Source organism: Tepidibacillus sp. HK-1, assembly GCF_001748485.2.
Taxonomy (GTDB): domain Bacteria; phylum Bacillota; class Bacilli; order Tepidibacillales; family Tepidibacillaceae; genus Tepidibacillus_B; species Tepidibacillus_B infernus.
In genome coordinates this window covers 15,206-36,153 of sequence record NZ_BDGM02000027.1, presented here as the reverse complement: position 1 = coordinate 36,153, position 20,948 = coordinate 15,206, and the positions used below count along the sequence as shown (strand labels likewise).

Here is a 20,948-nt window from a genome sequence, read left to right as displayed (position 1 = left end):
AGGGAGTCTTCCTCCAGTCTTAGAGTTGGTGTCGTTACTTACTCATTCGACATTTTGGGGAGGTACTCCTTTTTTTAGCTTTTAAAAGCCTTGAGCCCGTAGGGCTCATAATTATGAAATTGATTCAATTAGAGGAACATTTTGCATTATACCGCATAGACTAAATTAGGCGAATGGCCTAAACGAAAGATATGTAGAACTAGGAGGAAGACATATGAGTACAATTAAAAACTACTATGCAGGCGGAAATACGAGTGTTGGTTTTTATTCTTTATATGATGAGGCTTTAAAGGGATTAGACCGTTTATATATATTTAAAGGTGGCCCTGGGACAGGGAAATCATCATTTATGAGAACGATTGGCATGACGATGGCAGATAAAGGATACAACATTCAATTTCTTCATTGTTCGTCAGACAATAACTCTTTAGATGGAGTGATTATTCCTGAATTGAAATTAGGTTTTGTAGATGGAACAGCTCCTCATATCGTAGATCCAAAATTTCCAGGGGTTATCGATGAGATTATTAACCTCGGTGAATTTTGGGATGATAAAAAGCTTAAAGAGAATGGCAAGGAAATCATCAAACTAACACAAGACATCTCGGCTAATTTTAAACGAGCCTATGAACAATTTGCAGAAGCAAAATCGATTCATGACGAATGGGAAGAAATTTACTTGGCAGAAATGAATTTTGATAAGGCAAATGAAGTAACAGAAACGTTAATTGAAAAAATTTTTACTAGGGAAATCACAAAGGAAGAAAATCCAACGACAAAACGCATTTTCTTTGGTGCTGCTACTCCACAAGGAGCGGTAAATTTTATCGATAATATTACCGAGGATAAAGAAAAGAGATATATTGTAAAAGGGCGTCCTGGTAGTGGTAAATCAACGATGATGAAAAAGATCGGAAAACGCGCTGAAGAATTAGGCTTGTCTGTAGAGTATTTTCCATGTGGATTTGATCCTAATAGTTTAGATATGGTGATCATTCCAACGTTGAGTGTCGCTGTTCTTGATGGAACTGCTCCCCACGTCATTGATGCAACAAGAGATAATGATGAAATTGTTGATATGTTTGCACTATGTATCAACCCGAATGTAGAAGTGGAAAAGGAAAAAGAATTACACAATATAGAATCAAGATATAAAATTAAAATGACCATTGGAACCAATTATATTAAAGAGGCAAAACGACTTCATGATTTATTAGAAAGATATTATGTAGCGGCAATGGACTTTGAGCGGATTAATGCCAAAAGAGAAGAAATTCTTGATGAAGTTTTGCAATATGCTGAGGAGAAAGCACAATATAAAAGCGAAGTAATTTTTTAAATAACGAAAAGAATCCTTTTTGAGAATAATCTTAAAGAGGGTTCTTTTTTTTGATATAACACTATCTATATATTTTATAAAAACATCAATTTGCTAAAATTAACTATGATTTTTGAAGCAAATTCATGTTACAATGGAAAAAATAGATTTTTTTAATCATTTTCAGTGGCGAAAGGAGAATTTAATGAAGAAGCAAATCAGTCTGATTGTCCTATTTTTGATCATATCCCTCTTTGTAGGGGTTCAGGCAGATGCATCCTCTATTCAGTTAAAGATTAACGGAAAGCTTATCGATCAACCAGATGCTAGATTGATTGATAAGAGGACGTATGTGCCTGTACGTAAGATATCTGAATTTTTAGGAGCCGAATTAAATTGGGATAGTGACTTACAACAAGTTACTTTTACTCAAGAGAACCATATGATTCAATTTAAGATTGGAGAAAGATTTGCAACGCGTGATCAACAAAAGATTTTAATGGACGCACCTGCTATCATTCTTAATAATGCGACCTATGTACCCATTCGTTTTGTTTCTGAAGCATTGTTTTATAATGTTGACTGGGATAATACGACCAAAACGGTTTATATTAGTGAAAAAATTACATACAATGTTCAAGAAGGCGATACATTAGCAAGTATCGGACAAGTGTTTGGAATTCCAGTTAAAGACTTAAAAGCTTGGAATCAAATCGCTGATGAAAACAATCTACCAGTTGGTTCCAAAATTTATCTAGAATCTGTTGAGGTTACTACGGTTGATCAATTAAAGGCAAAAGCAGTGATCTCATTTCAAGATGAGGAATTAGAATGGTTAGCAAAAATTATCTATTTAGAAGCTGGTAATGAACCATATGAAGGCCAAGTTGCTGTTGGGGCAGTGATTATCAATCGAGTATTAGAGGATAGCTTTGCTAATTCGATCTATGATGTTATTTTTGCAAAGGGTCAATTTACACCTGTAAGAACAGGGGAGATTTATAAGGTAACCCCTAGCGATAGTGCATATAAAGCTGCAAGAGAAGCGTTAGAAGGAGTAGATCCTGTGGAAGGAGCTTTATATTTTTACAATCCCAAGGTTACAAAGAGTTCTTTCTTTACGCAAAAGAAAGTGATCAAAACCATAGGTAACCATCGTTTTGTTCGATAACTCACCCACAAAAGTGATAAAGGGCACCCAATTCAAGGTGCCCCATATGGAAGGCTGTCTGTTTTGAGCACTATCGATTAGCCATTTGCTCTTCGGCAATAGTAATCATCTTTTTAACCATATTCCCGCCAATTTTGCCAACTTCTCTTGTTGTCATTTCTCCAAAGCCACGATCTCTGATGTCATCATCTAGACCTAAATCCTTAGCGACTTCATATTTTAAATGATCCATCGCTTGTTCAGCCTTCGGATTGATTAAGCGGTTTCTTCTGCTCAAAATATCACCCCCAATATTATTTTTGGTTTAGTTTAACGAATCATACCTGTTAAAGAATGTATATCTGATTAATAGCAAAAGTTATATTTGAATAAAGCTAATCACAACAAAGTTGATTATGTTACAATAAAAAAGGAATAGGAATTTAATAGTGGGGGCAGTCATCTTGTGAAAAAATGGGTGATCATTGGGATTGTAATATTTGTTTTAGGATATCTGCTTTTTGGTACGGAAATGGGTACGATTTTAAGACATGGGAACTTGAATGCACTGGTTAAGCATTTGAAATCGTATGGTTGGTTAGCCATTCTGATTAGCATTATCATTGTAATTATTCAAACCTTTTTTCCTTTTATCCCATTCGTTCTTTTAGCAGGGGCAAATGCACTAGTTTTTGGTTTGTGGCATGGCTATTGGATTAGTTGGATGGCTGCAGTGATCGGCGCAATCGTCTCTTTTTTATTTGCAAGATATTTAGCACAAGATTATGCAATGAAGCAGGCATCAAAGTATAAGCTTTTGGATAAGCTAAATTTACATATTAAGAAAAATGGCTTTTTTATTTTCCTGTTAGCAAGAGTCATCCCTGTGATTCCCTCAAGTGCTGTAAATTTTATTGGTGGTATTTCTCCCTTATCTTTTCGTCAATTTTTCTGGTCTACGGTGGTTGGCAAATTACCGATTGTATTCCTTGAAACCCTGATGGGGCATGATATGGTTTACTTTAAGCAACATCCTAAGCGACTCATGATTGTCGTGATTATTTTCACTTTGCTTGTATGGATTGGTTATCTATTGAATAAAAGATTAACCCTAAAAGGTAAATGACTTTCATAACTTTAAGATAAAAGGAACTGAAGTGAAATAAGCTTCCGTTCCTTATTTTTGTGGGCTAATTTGGGTGTTGCATTAATTTATGATTTTGATTAAAATAGTTAAGTCACTTAAATATTAGGAGGATTAAGTGTTGGATAAAAAAACATTAATAAAAGAGTTTACCAGTATTTTTTACGAGATTACGCAAATGATTGGCATTGAGAAAAATAAATTTCTCAAGTCAGGAATCTCTTGGAGTCAATTTTGGGTTTTAAAAATGCTAAATGATCAAGGACCTTTAAAAATAACCGAAGTTGCAGAAAAAATGGGTGTAAGTGTACCAGCTGTAACTGCACTTTCAGATAAATTAATCCGCCAAGAACTGGCTGAAAGAGATCGTTGTGACGAGGATAGACGTGTTGTTTATTTGCACATAACAGAAAAAGGTACAGAGCTTCTTCAAGAGTTTCGCCAATATCGTCATCAGATGATGGAGAAATATATGGAAGGTCTTCCCGTAGAAGATCTTCAACATTTAATACGTATTTATAAAAAAATAAGGGATAATATGAAAACATCATAGATGGAGGAGATCAAATGGAACATTTAGAAAATAAAAAGAAAATTACCGTCATGTTAACCATCATGATGGCCATGTTTTTTGCTTCTTTAAGTCAGACCATCGTAGATACAGCTCTTCCAAAAATTGTAGCTGATTTAGGTGGTATGGATTATTATACTTGGATTTTTACAATTTACATGTTAGCAACAAGCATCACTGTCATTCTTGTGGGAAAACTATCTGATATTTATGGCCGTAAATGGTTTTTAATTTCTGGAATTAGTGTCTTTATGATTGGAGCATTTTTATCAGGGACGGCAACTTCAATGACCCAATTAATTATTTATAGGGGAATTCAAGGTTTGGGTGGCGGTACGATTATGTCCTCATCCATGACTACTGTTGCGGATTTATTTTCTCCAGCAGAAAGAGGAAAATGGCAAGGTTTGATGGGTGCAGTTTTTGGATTATCTAGTATTATTGGTCCGACATTAGGAGGATTTATCGTTGATCATTACTCTTGGAATTGGATTTTTTGGGTGAACCTACCAACTGGAATTTTTGCATTGATCTTGATTTATATTTTGTTTCCTAAACATGAAGTTCGTGTAGAAAAAGCGAAAGTAGATTACTTTGGAGCCATGTTCTTAGTGGTTACCTTAGTTCCTTTGTTGCTTGGTTTTTCATGGGCAGGTAATAAGTATGCTTGGGGTTCAACACAAATTATTACTTTATTTATTATCGCTGCAGTTGGCCTATTCTTATTCATTTTGATAGAAAGTAAGGTAGCTGATCCAATTTTGCCACTACATTTGTTTAAAAACAGTATTTTCACTGTTGCTAATACTATTGGTTTCTTAACAGGAATTGGATTATTTGGCTCGATCATGTTTATTCCTTTATTTATACAGGGTGTAATCGGTTCTTCAGCTACTCAATCAGGATTAGTTCTTATGCCAATGACGATTAGCATGGTGATCGCTAGTACACTGAGTGGTCAAATCACTTCAAAAACTGGGAAATATAAAAAGTTGGCCATTTTTGGAGCGACAGTGGTTGTTATTTCCATGTACTTATTGTCTCGTATGGATATCAACACAACAAATATAACGGCTGTAATCAATATGGTTGTTTTAGGAGCAGGATTGGGAATAATCATGCCTTTGTTTGTACTAACGGTGCAAAATGCGGTTTCACCACAATTTCTTGGTGTGGCCACATCCTCTGTTCAGTTATTTAGACAGATTGGTGGAACGGTTGGCGTCGCGATCATGGGAACGATTATGTCCCATAAAATGAATGAAGATCTTGCTAAACTTATTCCTTCAAAGGCAAAAGAGTTATTTGCCAAATCAGGTTTAAATCAATTAACAAATCCTCAGGTATTATTTGATCCCGAGGGGATAGAAAAGATTAAGGCTACGATCCCACCTGAAACTTTAAACATTTTTAACCAAATTTTAGAAGCCGTTCGAGTTGCTCTTTCTCATGCAATTGAATCTGTCTTCTTCTATGGATTTTTAATTATGTTTATCAACTTAGTTCTTGTATTTTTTTTGAAAGAAATACCATTAAGAAAATCAACTCGTGAGAATAAAAGAGAAATAAAGAAAGAAAAAACAAATCATGATTTTTTAGTTCAAGAATAACCAAAGCATTCTAAAATTAACTTATTCAATCTTTTTTCATTGTTTTAGCCTCTTTTTTTCCTTTTTCTATGGTATAATAGATTTGTCGAAATATGAGATGTTGGAAAAGAAGGAAAGGATTGAACAATGATGTATAGCCGTTTTATTAAAATATGGGCTTTACTATTCCTTGTCCTAATCCTATCGAATCAGGGACGGATAATCATAGCAAAAGCAGAAGAAAAGGATTTTGTGGTAGACGATCCGTATCAATACTTTTCTGAATCAGATAAGGAAAGAATTGAAAACGAAGTTAAAAAATTGCCTGAAATCTACAAGATTATCGTTCTTCCAAGTGGCAAGGAAGGAATCGATCTTGAGGCCAAAACAATGTTTCAACAGAGAAATTTTTCGCAGGATACGATTATGATTCTGATATTTACCGATCAAAAGGAAATCTTTGCTGTTACTGGCGAGGCGCTACAAAAAAAAGGATTAGATGATGCTTTTTTTAAAACTGAAATTGAACAATATTTCGTTCCCAATGTGAAAGCTGGGTCTGTTCCTCTTGCATTAATCAATCTAACAAAAGGAATTAGCCAAGATTTTTCAAAATATCTTGTAGAAAAAAAGGATTCACCCAAAATTCCGGAGACACCAATAAAGCTAATAGCAGAAGAAGATCACTCTTCTACAAACAATATGAACCAAATCCTATGGATTGTTGGTTTGTTCATTTTGATTGTCATTTTTTGGATCGTAAAGCACTTAAAACGCAAAAAATAACAACCCTTCACTATTCAAAGTAAGGGTTGTTTTATTTCTGCTCTAATCAAATTGTTCTCCTTGTTGCAGTCTTTTTTTGGTTACATAATCTGTTTCATAATAGCTTAATTCTTCACGTAAGACTTCAAAGGTTTTGGATAATGCAAGAATGATTTTTTTTATATCAGGGTGTGGGGTATAAGAAAATTTGATCGCATCTTTTCCGGTGTAGGAATGTCTACCATCCTCTTCATAGACTTCGTGTGCAGGGTAATAGAATTTATGTACACAAAGATAGACCGTTTCATAAAGAATTTGTTCTGCAAAATCCTTATTAAAATGATGGCTTCTAGCAACAACCCCTAGTTTTTGATAAGTATTTTCACAGTTGACTAATAAATGGCGTAAATCAGATAATAATTCACATGTCTTCACTATTTGCCCCTCATTGTAGACTAAATTGTTTACAGCATGGAAATTCAAAAAATGTTCAAGTGATTCATTGATTTCTTTTAACAAATTTTGTGATAAAAGTATAAGCTGTTTAATTTGAGATTCAGGCATTTCCGATTCCTCCACTTTTCTTTTTATTGTAACACCCAATCATTTCCTTTGGTATGAAAATTTGATAAAATAGATAAGTATTCTAAGAATGGTGGGTGTTTCGCTTTTGATCTCTTCAAAAGATTATATGTGGTCTGTCGCTGCTAATTTAATAAGAGAACAAGATTTTTCCCTATTTCATATAGAAGACCAATTGGGTATAAATGATCATTTTCCAACCCTACATTTTATAAAAAATGTTGGACGAAGATACCTTTATCTCCGTTTGGTTTCCATTGACTTTATTTGGCCTAATCATTTGCAGCAAGAGATGGAACAAGCTGTAATAAAAGCAGATCAAATCTCCCGACAAGTATCGGCTAATAGAATGGATTTTTTCAATATTTATCTTTTTCAAGCTATACCTACTTATGAAATTCAACAAATGATTGCTCAATCCTCTAAAACATTAGGAAACCATTTAGATTTATTTTTTGGTTATGTTGATCTAGAGAACCAACAACTAGGCATTCCCGAAGGCGCTTTTGAATACTTAAAAATAACAAAAGAACCTTTTGTCGATTCTTTTTCAAATCCCATATCGATAGAACCTGAACAGTTAATAGAGGAAATGAAAGAGATACAAAAACGCAAAGAAGAGGAATATAAACAAGTATTTCAATTTGGGAAACCAATCCTAACTTATTTCCTTATTGCAATTAATGCAGTTTTTTTCTTATTGATGACCCTAAAGGGTGGAAGCACCGATACAGAAGTACTTCTTGATTTTGGTGCAAAGGAATCCTTTCTCATCACCCAAGGAGAGTATTGGCGACTCTTTACCCCGATTTTTTTACATATTGGATTTCTCCATTTTGCATTAAATAATGTGGCCTTGCATTATCTTGGACAGATGACAGAGAGAATTTACGGATCAACTCGTTTTCTTCTCATTTATTTGTTCGCTGGGATCATTGGGAATATTAGCAGCTTTTTATTTGCTCCAAATAACATTGGAGCAGGGGCATCAGGTGCAATTTTTGGCCTTTTTGGCGCATTATTATATTTTGGCTATGTGAATCCTGATCTATTTTTTAGAACCATGGGAAAGGATATTATTAGTGTAATCATGGTCAACCTCGTTTTTGGAATGGTGGTTCCAAACATCGACAATTATGCCCATCTTGGGGGACTCATTGGTGGGTTTTTGATAGCAGCGATCGTCCATCTACCAAATCAGAAGCATAATAAATGGTTGGTTACTTTAACTGCAACCATGATCTTACTTATCGTTTCAGTTAGTACTTGGTGGGGAATTAATGGGCGGGAAGTGAAAGGAAGCGAAGCTCTTCTTTTAAAGGGGGAAAAAGCGTTACAAAATAATAACCTAAATGAAGCACACACCCTATTTAACCAATTGGTTAAATCTTACCCAGATAACCCTTATGCACATTATTATTTTGCTAGCACTTTACTGAAAGAAGGACAATTGGAACAGGCTGCAGCGTATTATCAAAAAAGTCTGGAGTTACAACCAAAATTGTATCAAGCTCATTATTATCTTGCCCTCATTTCTATCTTTGAGAAAAACGAGCAGGAAGCAATCCAGCATTTACAAAAAGCATTAGAAATCAATCCAGATTTTAATGAGGCAAAACAATTATTAAAAGAAATACAATAGGACAAATGGTTCATATGTTTCCCTTTCTTTATGATGTAAAATAAAAATAAACATCGTGAAAAGGAGACAATAAGATGAGCGAATATGACCAAACTATTATTAAAGAATTCAATTCTTTTTTAGAAGAAATTACTGATCATCGGAAAGACGTATATAAAGTAATTGATTTTTTAAATACTCTTTTAAGAGTCAAAAATACGATTCCCCCTACTGTAGAGGTTGTCACCATTTTAAGAAATGAAAGACCTATTTTATTTCAATCCCTAAAACAGATTATCTCTCCAGCTAGTCCATTATATATGATTATAAAATTGGATATGGATCTAGATGAAGCAAAAAAACGATTAGCACTCTGATTTGCCAAAATCAGGGTTTTTTTTAATACTTGAATAGGAACATATGTTTGTATATAATGATAACAAAGGGGGTAGGGGATTCTGTGAAAAGAATACAATTTTATCCGTTTTTATCGAAGGGATGTGCCTTTTTTGCTACAGCAGTAGCAGGAGAAGGCTTGTATTTAAAGGTACTATACGTAGACGGAACCTCAGAAGAATTACCAACATCCGCACACTCATTTCTACATGGAATTGTTCAGTTCTTTGGATATGATATCGTAGCCTTGCGGAAACAGTATGGACAAGCTATAGGAAAGAGTCAGATGATTCCTCTTCCATTGACTGAGGACTGGATTTTAACACCATTTAAAGTTGCGAGTAAACCAGAAGATGAATTTACAATGGGTTGGATAATCGCCCAGGCGATTATCGGAATCAATAGTGAAAATAGAGCTGTAACAAAATTGTCATTGAAGGGAAACCATACGCTTTATTGTGCTCACGGAGTGAATTACTGTAAACAGCAACTTCGCCATGTGGCCTTAGTTCAACATCGCTATCAGTTTTTGCATCACAAAGGGGACTATTTCACGGCAAAAGAAGAACAAATCCCTTATCTAGGGATATAAAGCTCATTTTTTTATCATCAATTGATAAAGGTCACTCTGTTCGTGAGTGACCTTGACTCTATGGAGGCTATTCATCGTCTAATTGATACTCATTTTCAACTTCTCTAATTAATTCAGAAGGCTTTATACTTAATGCCTTTGAAAGGGCATAAATCGTGTTCAAGCTAGGTTTGCGTTTTCCTCTTTCTAATAAACTAATATAAGTACGATCAAGCTTTGAGCGAAAAGCCAACTCTTCTTGGGAGATCTTACGGTTAACCCTTAAGTTTTTTAAAACTTTACCAAAGATAATTTGAACGTCCAAGCTGGTTTCTCCTTTTTTTGGGATTCTTGAACCATTATGATTTTTTATTAAGGAAGTTGTCCACGGACAACAGTCTACAATTTCAGAGAACGCTATGGTAAAATAGTAATGTTTGTGAAAGAAGCCGAATGATGGGGGGGATTAAAATTGAAAAAGTATCTAGGTAGAATAACAGCGGTTTTTGTAGGTCTAATCGTTGTTGCTTTTCATAGTGTTGTAGAATTGGATATTGATCGTCATGACTTGTTCATTGCTGCGATCACTACTTTTATCACCCTATGGTTTGGGGTGCAATATGACAAATCAAGATTATATCTTGAAGAGCTAACGAAGAGTAGGAAAAAGCTTGTCAGGGACATTACTGAACGTAAGATAATTGAGAAAACACTAATGGAAACAGAGGCCAAATATCGGAGTTTGGTTGAGGGTGCATTTGTAGGAATATATATTTATCAAAATGGACGAATTATTTATGCAAATCCTCGTTTTAAAGAAATTATTGGTTATACAAATCAAGAACTTGCTCAAATCAATATTTTGGATCTGATCATCCCTGAAGATAAAGAGTTACTTACAAAATATGCGAAGATGAGTCAGAATGTTGAACATATACATGAACATATAAGAGGGATAAAAAAAGACGGCAGTATCATTTATATAGAGCTACATGCTTCAAAAACAGTCTACCATGATAAAAATGCTTTCATAGGTACCATTCATGATGTGACAGAGCAGAAAAAGGTAGAGAAAAAAATTAATCAACTGGCCTTTTATGATGCCTTAACAGGTTTATCTAATCGATATCTCTTGAATAAATACCTTCAATATTTCATCAAACGTTCAGAACAGCAAAAAATGATTACGGCATTGATGTTCATTGATTTAGATCGCTTTAAGTTAGTCAATGATACTTTAGGGCACAATGTTGGAGATTTGCTATTACAACAGGCTGCTGAAAGATTAAAGAATTGCATTCGTCAAAATGATCTAGTCTCTCATTATGGTGGTGATAAATTTGTTGTCTTGCTTGAGAATATCGGTAGAAATGAGGTTACAAAAATTGCTGAGCGAATGCTTAATGAGTTTAAATCTCCATTTCTATTAATGGGTCATGTAACATTTGTTACACCTAGCATTGGCATAAGCATTTACCCGTATGACGGTGAAGATATTGAAAACCTTATACGTAGTGCGGATATTGCTATGTATTTGGCAAAGGAAGATGGGAAGAATACGTATCGTTTTTATACCACGGAATTGAGTGATAAATACTACCGAAAACTGCAATTGGAAAATGCCTTACGAAAAGGGTTGTAGCACGACTTGTACACTTTGTGTGCCTTCAGAAGTGCCCTTTTCTCCGTAATCTTTATTCATAGAAGGGCACGGATGACGGAGCGCGATGGAATATACAACCCTTTTTTTATATTGAAATAAAAAAAAGTTGATATTGGTAGTTGATTTGATTATTATCTAATTAGATAAATATTAAACAAGTCTTTATTTTTTAAAGTTATTTCATCTAACAGGTTGGAGGGGAATTGGTTTGCAGCTTGATCGGCTTGTTAACTTTCATAAAGTATTAGCAGATCCCACAAGAATAAGAATTCTTGTATTATTAGCAAAAGAGCCATTACACGGGCAGGCATTGGCTGGCAAATTAGGAGTTAAGCCACCAACGATTACACACCATATGATGAAGTTAAGAGAAGTAGGACTGATCTATGAACGAAGGGATAAGAACACCATTTATTTTTATTTAGATGAAAAAACCTTAAGAAGAAAGGCAGAATCAATTATTAAAGTCGTTTTTTCTCATGAGCTAAGTGATCAATTAGGAGGTGAGGATATGGAAGAAGAAACGGAAAGGGAGAAAATGAAGAAGGAAAAACTAGAAAAGCAAAAAGTAGAAGTGATCAAAAACTTCTTTACCCCAAATGGAAAGCTTAAAAATATACCTTCTCAAAGAAAGAAAAAGTTATTCGTTTTAGAATATATGATAAAAGAGTTAGAGCAAGGGAAGAAATACTCGGAGAAAGAGATTAATGAACATATTAAACAATTTCATGAAGACTTTGCCACGATTCGTAGAGAATTTATAGTCAATTCTTTTATGTATCGGGAAAACGGAATTTATGAAATGAATCCAAAAGAAATGTGGGCAAAGCCAGAATAAACTTATGCTTTGCCCACTAGTTCCTTATACTTATAGCAATTGGTTGTATGATCCATCACCATTCCAGTTGCTTGCATAAAGGAATAGCAGATGGTTGAACCGACAAATTTGAAACCCCGCTTTTTTAAATCTTTACTCATCAGATCTGATTGTGGTGTGGTGATAGGGACTTCTTCTTTGCTTTTCCAATGATTGATGATCGGTTGTCCATCTACGAATGACCAAATGTATTCTCTAAAAGAACCAAATTCCTCTTGAACTTTCAAGAATGCTTGAGCATTGGTGATTGATGATTGGATTTTTAAGCGATTACGAATAATTCCCTTATTGACTAGTAGCTCTTCAACTTTCTTTGAGTCGTATAAGGCCACTTTTTTCGGGTCAAATTCATCAAAAACGTGACGATAATTTTCTCTTTTCTTTAAAATGGTGATCCAACTTAATCCTGCTTGAGCACCTTCAAGAATAAGGAACTCAAACAATTTCTGATCATCAAAAACGGGAACCCCCCATTCTTGATCATGATAGTCAATATAAAGTGGGTCATCTGTTACCCATGCACATCGACTCTTCATCATTGATTCTCCTAGGATATAGATTTTAATATCTCTATTTTATATGTAATGATAACTTATGATCAAACTTATTTAGTAATTTCAATTTTATTATGATACATGATAATAAGCAAGAAGAATAGGGTCAGTCCAATTATGTACGAAAAAATGGGAGGAATTAAAATGGCCACAATAGAGGATTTTCTAAAACTAGATATTCGCATAGGAACTGTGATTGAAGCTCATCCATTTCCAGAAGCAAGAGTACCAGCTATAAAGCTATTGATCGATTTTGGTGAACTAGGTATGAAACGTTCCAGTGCGCAAATCACCAAACGTTATCAGCCAGATCAATTGATTGGTAGACAAGTTGTCGCAGTTGTGAACTTTCCACCGAGAAGAATTGCTGGATTTGAATCAGAAGTGCTTGTGTTAGGGGGAGTGCCTGAAAAAGGTGATGTGATTCTATTAACTCCAGATGAAAAAGTACCCAATGGCACGCCAATAGCTTGATGGAAGTGTATAGCAATAAAAATTAAATAAGGTGAAGTGTCTGCATTCATTATTTGGGGTGCAGCAATATATATGGGTCTTGCCATAATTGGTAAATAAGCAAAGTATAACTTTCTTCCACTTGTCATTTAGGGGTTTGTATATTCCATAAGCTGCGACATAGCGTGACTTGCAGCTTTAGCTGTGTAGCACGACTTGTACACTTTGTGTGCCTTCAGAAGTGCCCTTTTCTTCTTAATCTTTTTTTATAGAAGGGCATGGATGACGGAGCGCAATGGAATATACAACCCTTTTCTTATTTTACACTCTGACCTTTAGATTCTTTATGAAAAGTGCTTATTGAATGGGTAAAACGTAAAATAAAATAAATGACATATCGCATGATGATAAGGGAACTTAAGAAACTTTTCTATTCTATGCTTTTGTAATTCAAGATTATTCGACAGGACAAGGTAGGATCATGGAGGATATGAAAGGATATGTAAGGGAAAAAATGCTGAATTTGTTTATTGAAAGGTTTGACTAGGATCTGTATGAATACAGTAGATTATCCGTTTTGAGTGATAATACAGTTTTATGATAGAATTTTATTGTATTCGTTTTGCAAAGGAGGCAAGCTATGATTCGTTTTGAAAATGTGTCCAAAGTTTATGATGATGGATTTCGAGCATTAGACAATATCAACCTTCATATCAAAAAGGGCGAATTATTGGTTCTGATTGGGCCAAGTGGATGCGGGAAAACAACAACAATGAAAATGATCAACCGCTTGATTGATCCAAGTGAAGGAGCCATTTATATTGATAACCAAGAAATTAACACGATGAATCCAGTAGAGTTACGACGTAATATTGGTTATGTCATTCAACAAATCGGATTATTGCCCCATATGACCATTGGAGAAAATGTGGCCTTGGTACCCAAGTTAAAAAAATGGGACACAACAAAGTATTTGAATAAAGTAGATGAGTTGTTAACCATGGTTGGATTGGATCCAGCGATTTATCGGGATCGTTATCCAAAAGAACTAAGTGGTGGTCAACAGCAACGGGTTGGGGTGATTAGAGCCTTGGCAGCTGATCCAAATGTTATCTTAATGGACGAACCCTTTAGTGCATTGGATCCGATTAGTCGAGAGCAACTACAAGATGAACTGATACGGTTACAAGAAGAAATCAAGAAAACGATTGTTTTTGTTACCCACGATATGGATGAAGCACTAAAAATAGCAGATCGAATTTGTATTATGAGAGAAGGCAAAATTGTACAAATCGATACACCGGAAAATATACTACGACATCCAGCTAATGAATTTGTTAAATCATTTATTGGTGAAGAGCGGTTAAATGAAGTAGATCTATTACCATCATTAGAAGAAATCATGGTGAAACCTGTAACTTCAGGGCCAAATCGTGGATTAGCTGAAGCAGTGAAAACCATGAGAACACATCGAGTAGATAGTCTATTGATTGTCGATAAAGAAAATCATTTGCTTGGTTCTGTTGGGGTATGGCAAATTCAACAACATTTTAAGGATGAGACCCTAACAGTGAAAGATGTGATGAAAACTGATTTAATCACTGTTCAATCTGATCAGTCTTTAACAATTGCGATTGAATTAATTCATCAACATAATCTTTCTTATTTACCTGTTGTTACTTCTTCAAATCTTCTAGAAGGGGTCATTACTCGTGCTAGTTTAGTAGAGATCATGGCCAAGAAGTACTCAAATGATTAAGAATATTCCGTCTAAAATCATTGGAGGTGATTGAATGGAACAAACAAGCCAATCTACTTTTTCAGAATTTTTACAAATAGTGCAAGAACGATGGCCAGATATTTTAACAGGTACATGGGAACATATTCAATTAACTCTCTTGTCTGTTCTTCTAGCGATTCTAATTGCTGTTCCATTAGGGATTCTACTAACCCGCCATCGAAAGTTAGCTGAACCAATTATTGGTATCACTGCTGTATTTCAGACCATTCCAAGTCTAGCATTACTAGGATTTATGATTCCGTTATTAGGAATTGGATATACCCCAGCTGTTGTTGCATTAACCATTTATGGATTGCTACCTATTTTAAGAAATGCCTATACTGGGATTCTTGGAGTAGATAAAGCAGCAATTGAAGCAGGGGTTGGAATGGGAATGACATCGAAGCAGGTCCTATACATGATTGAAATCCCATTGGCCTTACCCATTATTATGGCTGGGATCAGGACCGCCACCGTTTTAATTGTAGGAGTTGGAACCTTGGCCTCACTAATTGGTGCAGGGGGGTTAGGGGATTTAATTTTCCGTGGGATCTCGATGGCTAGAAATGAAATTATTCTTATTGGCGCCATTCCAGCTGCCATTTTAGCACTGGTCTTTGATTTTTTACTTAAATGGATCGAATCCATGGTGACGCCAAAAGGAATAAGATCATAAAGAAAATTAAAATAGAAAGGGGAACTAATTTTGAAAAAATTTACTTTTGTTTTACTAGCAATTATTCTTGTCTTTTCTTTAGCACTCGTTGGCTGTTCTAGTGGAAAAGATACGATTGTAATTGGAGGTAAGAACTTTACTGAACAAGATGTGTTAGTCTACATGATGAAGGATATCATTGAAGATAAAACTGATTTAAACGTAGAAACTAAGCCTTTCTTAGGTGGAACCAATGTAGTGGCTCAGGCATTAGAACGAGGCGACCTTGATCTATATGCAGAGTATACAGGAACTGCTTTAATCAATCTATTAGGATTAGAAGTGATGAATGATCCTCAAGCCGTTTATGACAAAGTCAAGCAGATTTATAAGGATGAAAAACAATTAGTATGGCTAGAACCATTTGGCTTTAATAACACTTATACTCTAGCGATGAGAAGAGATCAGGCAGAATCACTTGGCATTGAAACCTACAGTGATTTAGCTGAAAAAGCATCAGAATTAGTACTAGGTTCTACTCAAGAATTTTTAGAACGAGCTGATGGGTATAAAGGGTTACAAAAGGTATATAATATGAACTTTAAAGAAGTAGTTGGTATGGACCCTGGTTTAACTTATGCAGCGGTTCGTGACAAGAAAACTGATGTAAATGATGCTTTTGCAACTGATGGTAGAATTGCCGCCTTTGATTTAAAAGTTTTAAAGGATGATAAACAATTCTTTCCACCTTATTATGCTGCACCTGTAGTTAGACAAGATACGCTTGAAAAACATCCAGAAATTGCTGATGCATTGAATCAACTAGCAGGAAAATTAAGTGATCAAACGATGTCTCAGTTAAACTCACAAGTTGACCTTGATGGTAAGGATGCAAAAGATGTGGCCCATGATTGGCTCGTCTCACAAGGTTTAATTAAAGAATAATCAGTGATTAGAAAAATAAACCCTCTATTTTCTTTTTGAAAATGGAGGGTTTTCTGGTTTTTAACCCCTTAAAATAAAGAACCAAAATAAGGCCGCTAAGATAAAACGATAAATAGCAAAAGGAGTTAATTTAACTTTTTGTAATAATTTAAGGAACGAAACAACTGCTAACCATGCGACGATAAATGAAACAATGAAACCGACGACAAAGAATCCAATATCGTTTACTGACAGGAACTGATAGCTTTTTAATAGATCATATCCACTAGCTGCAACCATCATTGGAATGGCAATGATAAAGGAGAACTCTGCAGCAGTTTTATGATTTGTTCCTACTAATAAACCACCAGCAATCGTTGCACCTGAACGTGAGAAACCTGGCCAAAGAGCAAGAATTTGCGAAAGTCCAATCAAAAAGGCTTGTTTATAAGTAATTTGATCAAGTTCTATAGCTGTCTCCTTTGTTTTTCTTTTCTCTGCATAAATCATAAAAAGTCCACCAATCACTAAACCGATTAAGACAGTACTTGACGAGAAAAGATAGGTTTTGATTACTTTATGTAGTAAAAGTCCCATTAACATTGCAGGGAAGATCGCTATAAAAATATGGATCAGGTTTAATTGACCTTTAGCAAAAAGTCCACCTTCAGCTTTAAATCCTTTCCTCCAATCTAATAAGCCAAAAACTCTTCGCCAATAAAGAATAGCGACTGCCAAAATGGCTCCCAATTGAATCACGATCTCAAAGGTTTCGGCTTTATTTCCCGTAAAACCTAGCAATTCACCGGTTAAAATCAAATGACCTGTTGAAGAAACAGGTAAAAATTCTGTTAATCCTTCTACAATCCCTTGAATGATAGAAACGATATATTTTTCCATAGTGCCCCCCTAATAATTGATTTTTGGAAACAACCGAAAAATCTCTAGCAAAAATACTTGTAAACTTAGCCATACACCGCCAAAGACATATCCAGCAACGATATCACTAGGATATTGCATTCCAAAGTAGATTTGGCTTATTCCAATTAAAAATGAAAAAGATAATACAAGAAAAATAGCCAAATTGTGAACCCACACCCCTTTGATATGGCGTACTAGTAAGTAAGCAGTAAAACCAAAAACAACGATAGCGGTTAAGGATTGTTCACTAGGAAATGTATGATGAAACAAAAATCGTAACCCTTCATCTAAGATTTCCCCACCAACCACTACAAGAAAGAGAAAAATGCTTTCCAATTTTCGATCAGGGCTTCTTAACATAATCCATAACCACGTAAATAATATCAAAGGAAGTAATATAAAGATAGTGGAAAGGTGTTGAAAAATTTGCATCCAAGGTTGCCAAGACTGGTCAAAGAGAAGTTTGACCACTAAGGTGGTTATGTTATTAAACTGATCAAATTCCTGTGCTAAAAAATCCTGAATCATACCGAGCATAAGCGCAAAAAAGCCAATAAAAACAATACCTGCACTAGCAATAAGTATTTTTATACGCCCAAGGGTTGGAAACGTATCTAAAGCTTTTTTAAAATTGATTTCTAATCTTTCTTTCAACCAACTTCGATAAGTTCGATATAGATAAAAAATCGCCAATAAAATAATAGCAATGATTCCAGCAATAATGAGATATTTTTTAATCGAAGTGTGGAATTGTTCCCATTGTGGCCCTAATATTTTTCCTAAAGAAATAAACGTACTAACCCAAATAAATGCACCAAGATAAGCATAAACCATATAGACACGATAAGAAATCCTTGCAGTACCTGAAAAATATCCAGTAATATGCCGAACACCAGGGATGAAGTAAGCGATGACTAGCAATTTATTTCCGTATCGGTCAAACCAAAGAGATACTTTTTCTAGTCTTTCTGGACCTAGATGAATATAATGTCCGTACTTTTTAAAAAAAGGAGTTCCTAAGCGTCTTCCAATCCAATAGGAAATGGTCATTCCAGTAATTGCACCCATTGCAGCCATAAAAATACTAAAGCTCCAATGTAATTGTCCTTGATACACGAGAAATCCAGCATAGCCCATTAAAGCCTCTCCGGGAAGGGGAAGGGCAATCAATTCAAGTAGCAAGGAAATGAATAAGACGAGATAACTATATTGTTCAAATAAAGTTTTAATCCACTCAAACACATTAGATCCTCCAATGTATACAAAAATTTTCCTGGTTCTAGTCTTCACTTACTCTTTTTTGTCTATTCCAGTGATAAAAAAAGAATATAATTGTGAGCAATATAGTTAAAATGATGGTAATTTGTAAATATTTATGCAAGATGATGGAAAAAACGTACCAATGCTCTTTTAATACAATTCCAAGTGTGATAAATCCAAACACCCAAAATAACCCACCTAAAAGGGCAAAGAGAATAAACATTTTATATTCCCATTGACTAATTCCTGCTAAATAGGCAGTTAAATAACGAACTCCGGGGATGAAATAACCAATACTAACAGCAAGCTTACCTTTTTGCTCGAACCATTGTCCCACCTTATCTAATTTTTCAGGGGTTACATGAATGTACCTTCCATATTTTTCGAAAAAGGGATGTCCAAAGGAATAACCGATGGCGAAGCTGATCGACATGCCAGTCATACTTCCTAATAGAGCTATGAAAACAGTCAATAGATAATTAAGTTTTCCAAGGGAGACAAGATATCCGGTAAAGATCATTAAGATTTCATCAGGAATAGGCAGCCCAACAATGCCTAAAACTAGTAAACTAAACAAGCCAAAGTAACCATAGTGTGAAATAAACGGTATTACTACATGCTGTACCAAATCGATCCTCCTTTTGCCTTACTTTGGTTTTTGCTTTTTAATCTCTTTTACACATAAAGACTAACGAGAATAAAGAAAAGTTCATCTTCAATTAATTTGTGAAAAAAATACGAACATATATTTCTATCAACTTAATAGGCGATATGACGAATAGAATAGATTCAGATAATGTAAAGCTGTGCACAAATTGAAGAAGGCCGGCCTTCATTTAGTGAAGGTGGATTACTTGAATAAAAAAATCGAGCAAGCACAGCAAGGAAACCAACAAGCAATGGAAGAGTTAATTCAACAATACCAACCACTACTGATATCCTTTGCAAAAAGGAAGTATGTCAACCATAGTTTTGAAGAGACGCTACAAGAAGGACAATTAGCTTTTATTATAGCAGTACAACATTTCGATCCAACCTATGGGATCTTTTTTGGGAGTTTCGCCAAACAAAGAATTTGGAGACACTTAACCTCTTTATTGAGGAAGGAAAAGAAATGGCAGGAAACGATCTTAGTGGATGGATGGAAAGAGGATTATAATGCGATTCTATCAACAACAGAAGATTTAGATTTTCGAATCTGGAAGGAACAAGTTGAGTCCATCCTATCTGAAAAAGAGAAGCAATTCTTTGATCTTTTCTGGATAAAAGGTTTCACTGTAGCAGAAATCGCTGAACAAATGAACGTTTCGACTAATACAGTTAAAACATGGAAGAAACGGGCAATCAAAAAATTAAGAGAGGATTTGCTGTCACCCAATCATCCTCCTACAGGCACTATATAAGATGTAACCAGCTGGTGAACAACAAAAAAGGAGGAAATAAAGTATGGCTATTCAATCTAATGAAACTTTAAAAGGGCTTGACTATTACAGTGCTGCCACAGATACACAGTTGCAATGTTTTAAAAATAACGGAATTAGTTTTGTTTGCCGTTATTATACGAGTAACACCACTTCTGGTAAATTATTAACTAAATCCGAGGCCCTAGCACTCTCAAATCAAGGATTCAAAATTGTGCCTGTGTATCAGGATAGTAATAATGACTCTTCCGATTTTGGATACAACAATGGATTGTCAAACGGTCGAACTGCAATTGGAAAAGCAGAAGCAGTTGGTCAGCCGTATAATACTGCAATTTACTTCTCAGTAGATTTCAATCCTACGACAACGACAGAATGGACTGCAGTTAAGAATTATTTTCTAGGTGTTCAAGATGCTATGAATGAATACTATCAAATGAACGGTCAAAGATGGATAATTGGAGTTTACGGTGGGTATTATGTTGTAAAAGAGTTAGATGGATACGCTGGAATTTCAAAAACGTGGCAAACATCTTCGTGGAGTGATGGAAAAGATTATGTGTACCGTAATATCTATCAATATCAACATAATGTAAGTTCTTGTAATGTAAATGTTGATTATAATGCTTCCGATGGAAGTCATGGAGGATTTAAACTTTAAAAATAAAAATTATTTTCTGACGCAGGAAATTTATCCTGCGTCTATTTTTAGTTTTAATCAATATGAATGAAA

The 20,948-nt window shown here is 34.9% G+C and carries 24 protein-coding genes; 17 read left to right on the top strand and 7 right to left on the bottom strand.

The features are described 5' to 3' along the window. The first annotated feature begins 214 nt into the window (after positions 1-214). Both BEN26_RS12410 and BEN26_RS12405 read left to right on the top strand, forming a co-directional pair. Positions 215-1,339, top strand: a complete 1,125-nt coding sequence (locus BEN26_RS12410) for a PRK06851 family protein (protein WP_069798865.1) — start codon at positions 215-217, stop codon at positions 1,337-1,339. Positions 1,340-1,523: 184 nt separating this feature from the next. Further along, positions 1,524-2,489: a cell wall hydrolase gene (locus tag BEN26_RS12405; RefSeq protein ID WP_069798863.1), complete on the top strand. Its 966-nt coding sequence runs from the start codon at positions 1,524-1,526 to the stop codon at positions 2,487-2,489. Between the two features lie 70 nt (positions 2,490-2,559). Here BEN26_RS12405 and BEN26_RS12400 read toward each other — a convergent pair whose 3' ends face one another. After that, positions 2,560-2,766: an alpha/beta-type small acid-soluble spore protein gene (locus BEN26_RS12400; protein ID WP_068725120.1), complete on the bottom strand. Its 207-nt coding sequence runs from the start codon at positions 2,764-2,766 to the stop codon at positions 2,560-2,562. Between the two features lie 168 nt (positions 2,767-2,934). On the opposite strand from BEN26_RS12400, the gene BEN26_RS12395 reads away from it, so the two are divergent. The 4 genes from BEN26_RS12395 (at position 2,935) to BEN26_RS12380 (ending at position 6,558) form a co-directional block, all read left to right on the top strand. Then, positions 2,935-3,594 (top strand): TVP38/TMEM64 family protein, encoded by a 660-nt coding sequence (locus BEN26_RS12395; protein WP_069798861.1) that lies wholly within the window; start codon positions 2,935-2,937, stop codon positions 3,592-3,594. Between the two features lie 139 nt (positions 3,595-3,733). Further along, positions 3,734-4,165, top strand: a complete 432-nt coding sequence (locus BEN26_RS12390; RefSeq protein ID WP_082732438.1) for a MarR family winged helix-turn-helix transcriptional regulator — start codon at positions 3,734-3,736, stop codon at positions 4,163-4,165. Positions 4,166-4,179: 14 nt separating this feature from the next. Then, positions 4,180-5,793, top strand: a complete 1,614-nt coding sequence (locus BEN26_RS12385; RefSeq protein WP_069798859.1) for an MDR family MFS transporter — start codon at positions 4,180-4,182, stop codon at positions 5,791-5,793. Between the two features lie 129 nt (positions 5,794-5,922). Beyond that, positions 5,923-6,558 (top strand): TPM domain-containing protein, encoded by a 636-nt coding sequence (locus BEN26_RS12380; RefSeq protein WP_181482293.1) that lies wholly within the window; start codon positions 5,923-5,925, stop codon positions 6,556-6,558. 42 nt (positions 6,559-6,600) lie between these two features. Here BEN26_RS12380 and BEN26_RS12375 read toward each other — a convergent pair whose 3' ends face one another. Then, on the bottom strand, positions 6,601-7,101 hold the full coding sequence (locus tag BEN26_RS12375) for a DUF3907 family protein (RefSeq protein WP_069798855.1): 501 nt from the start codon (positions 7,099-7,101) through the stop codon (positions 6,601-6,603). A 106-nt stretch (positions 7,102-7,207) separates the two neighbouring features. On the opposite strand from BEN26_RS12375, the gene BEN26_RS12370 reads away from it, so the two are divergent. From BEN26_RS12370 to BEN26_RS12360, 3 genes are all read left to right on the top strand, one after another. Then, the gene (locus BEN26_RS12370; protein WP_069798853.1) at positions 7,208-8,761 is read left to right on the top strand and encodes a rhomboid family protein; all 1,554 of its coding nucleotides are present in this window, start codon (positions 7,208-7,210) and stop codon (positions 8,759-8,761) included. Positions 8,762-8,835: 74 nt separating this feature from the next. After that, the gene (locus BEN26_RS12365; RefSeq protein ID WP_069798851.1) at positions 8,836-9,117 is read left to right on the top strand and encodes a hypothetical protein; all 282 of its coding nucleotides are present in this window, start codon (positions 8,836-8,838) and stop codon (positions 9,115-9,117) included. 83 nt (positions 9,118-9,200) lie between these two features. Continuing rightward, positions 9,201-9,728, top strand: coding sequence for a hypothetical protein (locus BEN26_RS12360; RefSeq protein ID WP_068725104.1), 528 nt, complete (start codon positions 9,201-9,203; stop codon positions 9,726-9,728). Between the two features lie 67 nt (positions 9,729-9,795). Here BEN26_RS12360 and BEN26_RS12355 read toward each other — a convergent pair whose 3' ends face one another. After that, on the bottom strand, positions 9,796-10,032 hold the full coding sequence (locus BEN26_RS12355) for a helix-turn-helix domain-containing protein (RefSeq protein ID WP_068725102.1): 237 nt from the start codon (positions 10,030-10,032) through the stop codon (positions 9,796-9,798). Positions 10,033-10,179: 147 nt separating this feature from the next. Between BEN26_RS12355 and BEN26_RS12350 the strand changes: the two genes are divergently transcribed. Continuing rightward, complete coding sequence (locus BEN26_RS12350; protein ID WP_069798849.1) at positions 10,180-11,349, top strand: sensor domain-containing diguanylate cyclase; 1,170 nt, start codon at positions 10,180-10,182, stop codon at positions 11,347-11,349. A gap of 229 nt (positions 11,350-11,578) precedes the next feature. Continuing rightward, a complete protein-coding gene (locus tag BEN26_RS12345) occupies positions 11,579-12,208 on the top strand; it encodes a metalloregulator ArsR/SmtB family transcription factor (protein WP_069798847.1) in 630 nt (209 codons plus the stop codon). 2 nt (positions 12,209-12,210) lie between these two features. Here the strand turns inward: BEN26_RS12345 and BEN26_RS12340 are convergent, their stop codons facing one another. Continuing rightward, positions 12,211-12,783, bottom strand: a complete 573-nt coding sequence (locus BEN26_RS12340; protein ID WP_069798845.1) for a DNA-3-methyladenine glycosylase I — start codon at positions 12,781-12,783, stop codon at positions 12,211-12,213. A gap of 162 nt (positions 12,784-12,945) precedes the next feature. Here BEN26_RS12340 and csaA point away from each other — a divergent pair, with 162 nt between their 5' ends. The 4 genes from csaA (at position 12,946) to BEN26_RS12320 (ending at position 16,634) form a co-directional block, all read left to right on the top strand. Beyond that, positions 12,946-13,275 carry a chaperone CsaA gene (gene csaA / locus BEN26_RS12335; protein ID WP_069798843.1) on the top strand — a complete coding sequence of 110 codons (330 nt, stop codon included), beginning with the start codon at positions 12,946-12,948 and terminating at the stop codon, positions 13,273-13,275. Positions 13,276-13,894: 619 nt separating this feature from the next. Continuing rightward, positions 13,895-15,013 carry an ABC transporter ATP-binding protein gene (locus tag BEN26_RS12330; RefSeq protein WP_069798841.1) on the top strand — a complete coding sequence of 373 codons (1,119 nt, stop codon included), beginning with the start codon at positions 13,895-13,897 and terminating at the stop codon, positions 15,011-15,013. Between the two features lie 34 nt (positions 15,014-15,047). After that, complete coding sequence (locus BEN26_RS12325; protein WP_069798838.1) at positions 15,048-15,710, top strand: ABC transporter permease; 663 nt, start codon at positions 15,048-15,050, stop codon at positions 15,708-15,710. 30 nt (positions 15,711-15,740) lie between these two features. Next, positions 15,741-16,634: an ABC transporter substrate-binding protein gene (locus tag BEN26_RS12320; protein WP_069798836.1), complete on the top strand. Its 894-nt coding sequence runs from the start codon at positions 15,741-15,743 to the stop codon at positions 16,632-16,634. Between the two features lie 60 nt (positions 16,635-16,694). Here BEN26_RS12320 and bacA read toward each other — a convergent pair whose 3' ends face one another. Genes bacA through BEN26_RS12305 form a run of 3 tightly spaced genes read right to left on the bottom strand, consistent with a single transcriptional unit; the run spans position 16,695 to position 19,422 of the window. Further along, positions 16,695-17,513: an undecaprenyl-diphosphate phosphatase gene (bacA, locus tag BEN26_RS12315; protein WP_069798833.1), complete on the bottom strand. Its 819-nt coding sequence runs from the start codon at positions 17,511-17,513 to the stop codon at positions 16,695-16,697. 9 nt (positions 17,514-17,522) lie between these two features. After that, on the bottom strand, positions 17,523-18,776 hold the full coding sequence (locus tag BEN26_RS12310; protein WP_084818776.1) for a VTT domain-containing protein: 1,254 nt from the start codon (positions 18,774-18,776) through the stop codon (positions 17,523-17,525). A 37-nt stretch (positions 18,777-18,813) separates the two neighbouring features. Further along, a complete protein-coding gene (locus BEN26_RS12305; RefSeq protein ID WP_069798831.1) occupies positions 18,814-19,422 on the bottom strand; it encodes a DedA family protein in 609 nt (202 codons plus the stop codon). Positions 19,423-19,648: 226 nt separating this feature from the next. Here BEN26_RS12305 and BEN26_RS12300 point away from each other — a divergent pair, with 226 nt between their 5' ends. Together BEN26_RS12300 and BEN26_RS12295 are read left to right on the top strand one after the other, a co-directional pair. Next, the gene (locus BEN26_RS12300; protein WP_069798829.1) at positions 19,649-20,197 is read left to right on the top strand and encodes a sigma-70 family RNA polymerase sigma factor; all 549 of its coding nucleotides are present in this window, start codon (positions 19,649-19,651) and stop codon (positions 20,195-20,197) included. Between the two features lie 43 nt (positions 20,198-20,240). Beyond that, positions 20,241-20,876: a DUF1906 domain-containing protein gene (locus tag BEN26_RS12295; RefSeq protein ID WP_069798827.1), complete on the top strand. Its 636-nt coding sequence runs from the start codon at positions 20,241-20,243 to the stop codon at positions 20,874-20,876. The last annotated feature ends 72 nt before the right edge of the window (positions 20,877-20,948 follow it).

What these genes read in the sequence shown, in the direction of transcription:
- BEN26_RS12385 (WP_069798859.1), top strand. Translation starts at nt 4,180, where the DNA reads ATGGAACATTTAGAAAATAAAAAGAAAATTACCGTCATGTTAACCATC.
- bacA (WP_069798833.1), bottom strand. Translation starts at nt 17,513, where the DNA reads ATGGAAAAATATATCGTTTCTATCATTCAAGGGATTGTAGAAGGATTA.
- BEN26_RS12365 (WP_069798851.1), top strand. Translation starts at nt 8,836, where the DNA reads ATGAGCGAATATGACCAAACTATTATTAAAGAATTCAATTCTTTTTTA.
- BEN26_RS12295 (WP_069798827.1), top strand. Translation starts at nt 20,241, where the DNA reads ATGGCTATTCAATCTAATGAAACTTTAAAAGGGCTTGACTATTACAGT.
- BEN26_RS12380 (WP_181482293.1), top strand. Translation starts at nt 5,923, where the DNA reads ATGTATAGCCGTTTTATTAAAATATGGGCTTTACTATTCCTTGTCCTA.
- BEN26_RS12375 (WP_069798855.1), bottom strand. Translation starts at nt 7,101, where the DNA reads ATGCCTGAATCTCAAATTAAACAGCTTATACTTTTATCACAAAATTTG.
- BEN26_RS12405 (WP_069798863.1), top strand. Translation starts at nt 1,524, where the DNA reads ATGAAGAAGCAAATCAGTCTGATTGTCCTATTTTTGATCATATCCCTC.
- BEN26_RS12325 (WP_069798838.1), top strand. Translation starts at nt 15,048, where the DNA reads ATGGAACAAACAAGCCAATCTACTTTTTCAGAATTTTTACAAATAGTG.
- BEN26_RS12340 (WP_069798845.1), bottom strand. Translation starts at nt 12,783, where the DNA reads ATGAAGAGTCGATGTGCATGGGTAACAGATGACCCACTTTATATTGAC.
- csaA (WP_069798843.1), top strand. Translation starts at nt 12,946, where the DNA reads ATGGCCACAATAGAGGATTTTCTAAAACTAGATATTCGCATAGGAACT.
- BEN26_RS12330 (WP_069798841.1), top strand. Translation starts at nt 13,895, where the DNA reads ATGATTCGTTTTGAAAATGTGTCCAAAGTTTATGATGATGGATTTCGA.
- BEN26_RS12410 (WP_069798865.1), top strand. Translation starts at nt 215, where the DNA reads ATGAGTACAATTAAAAACTACTATGCAGGCGGAAATACGAGTGTTGGT.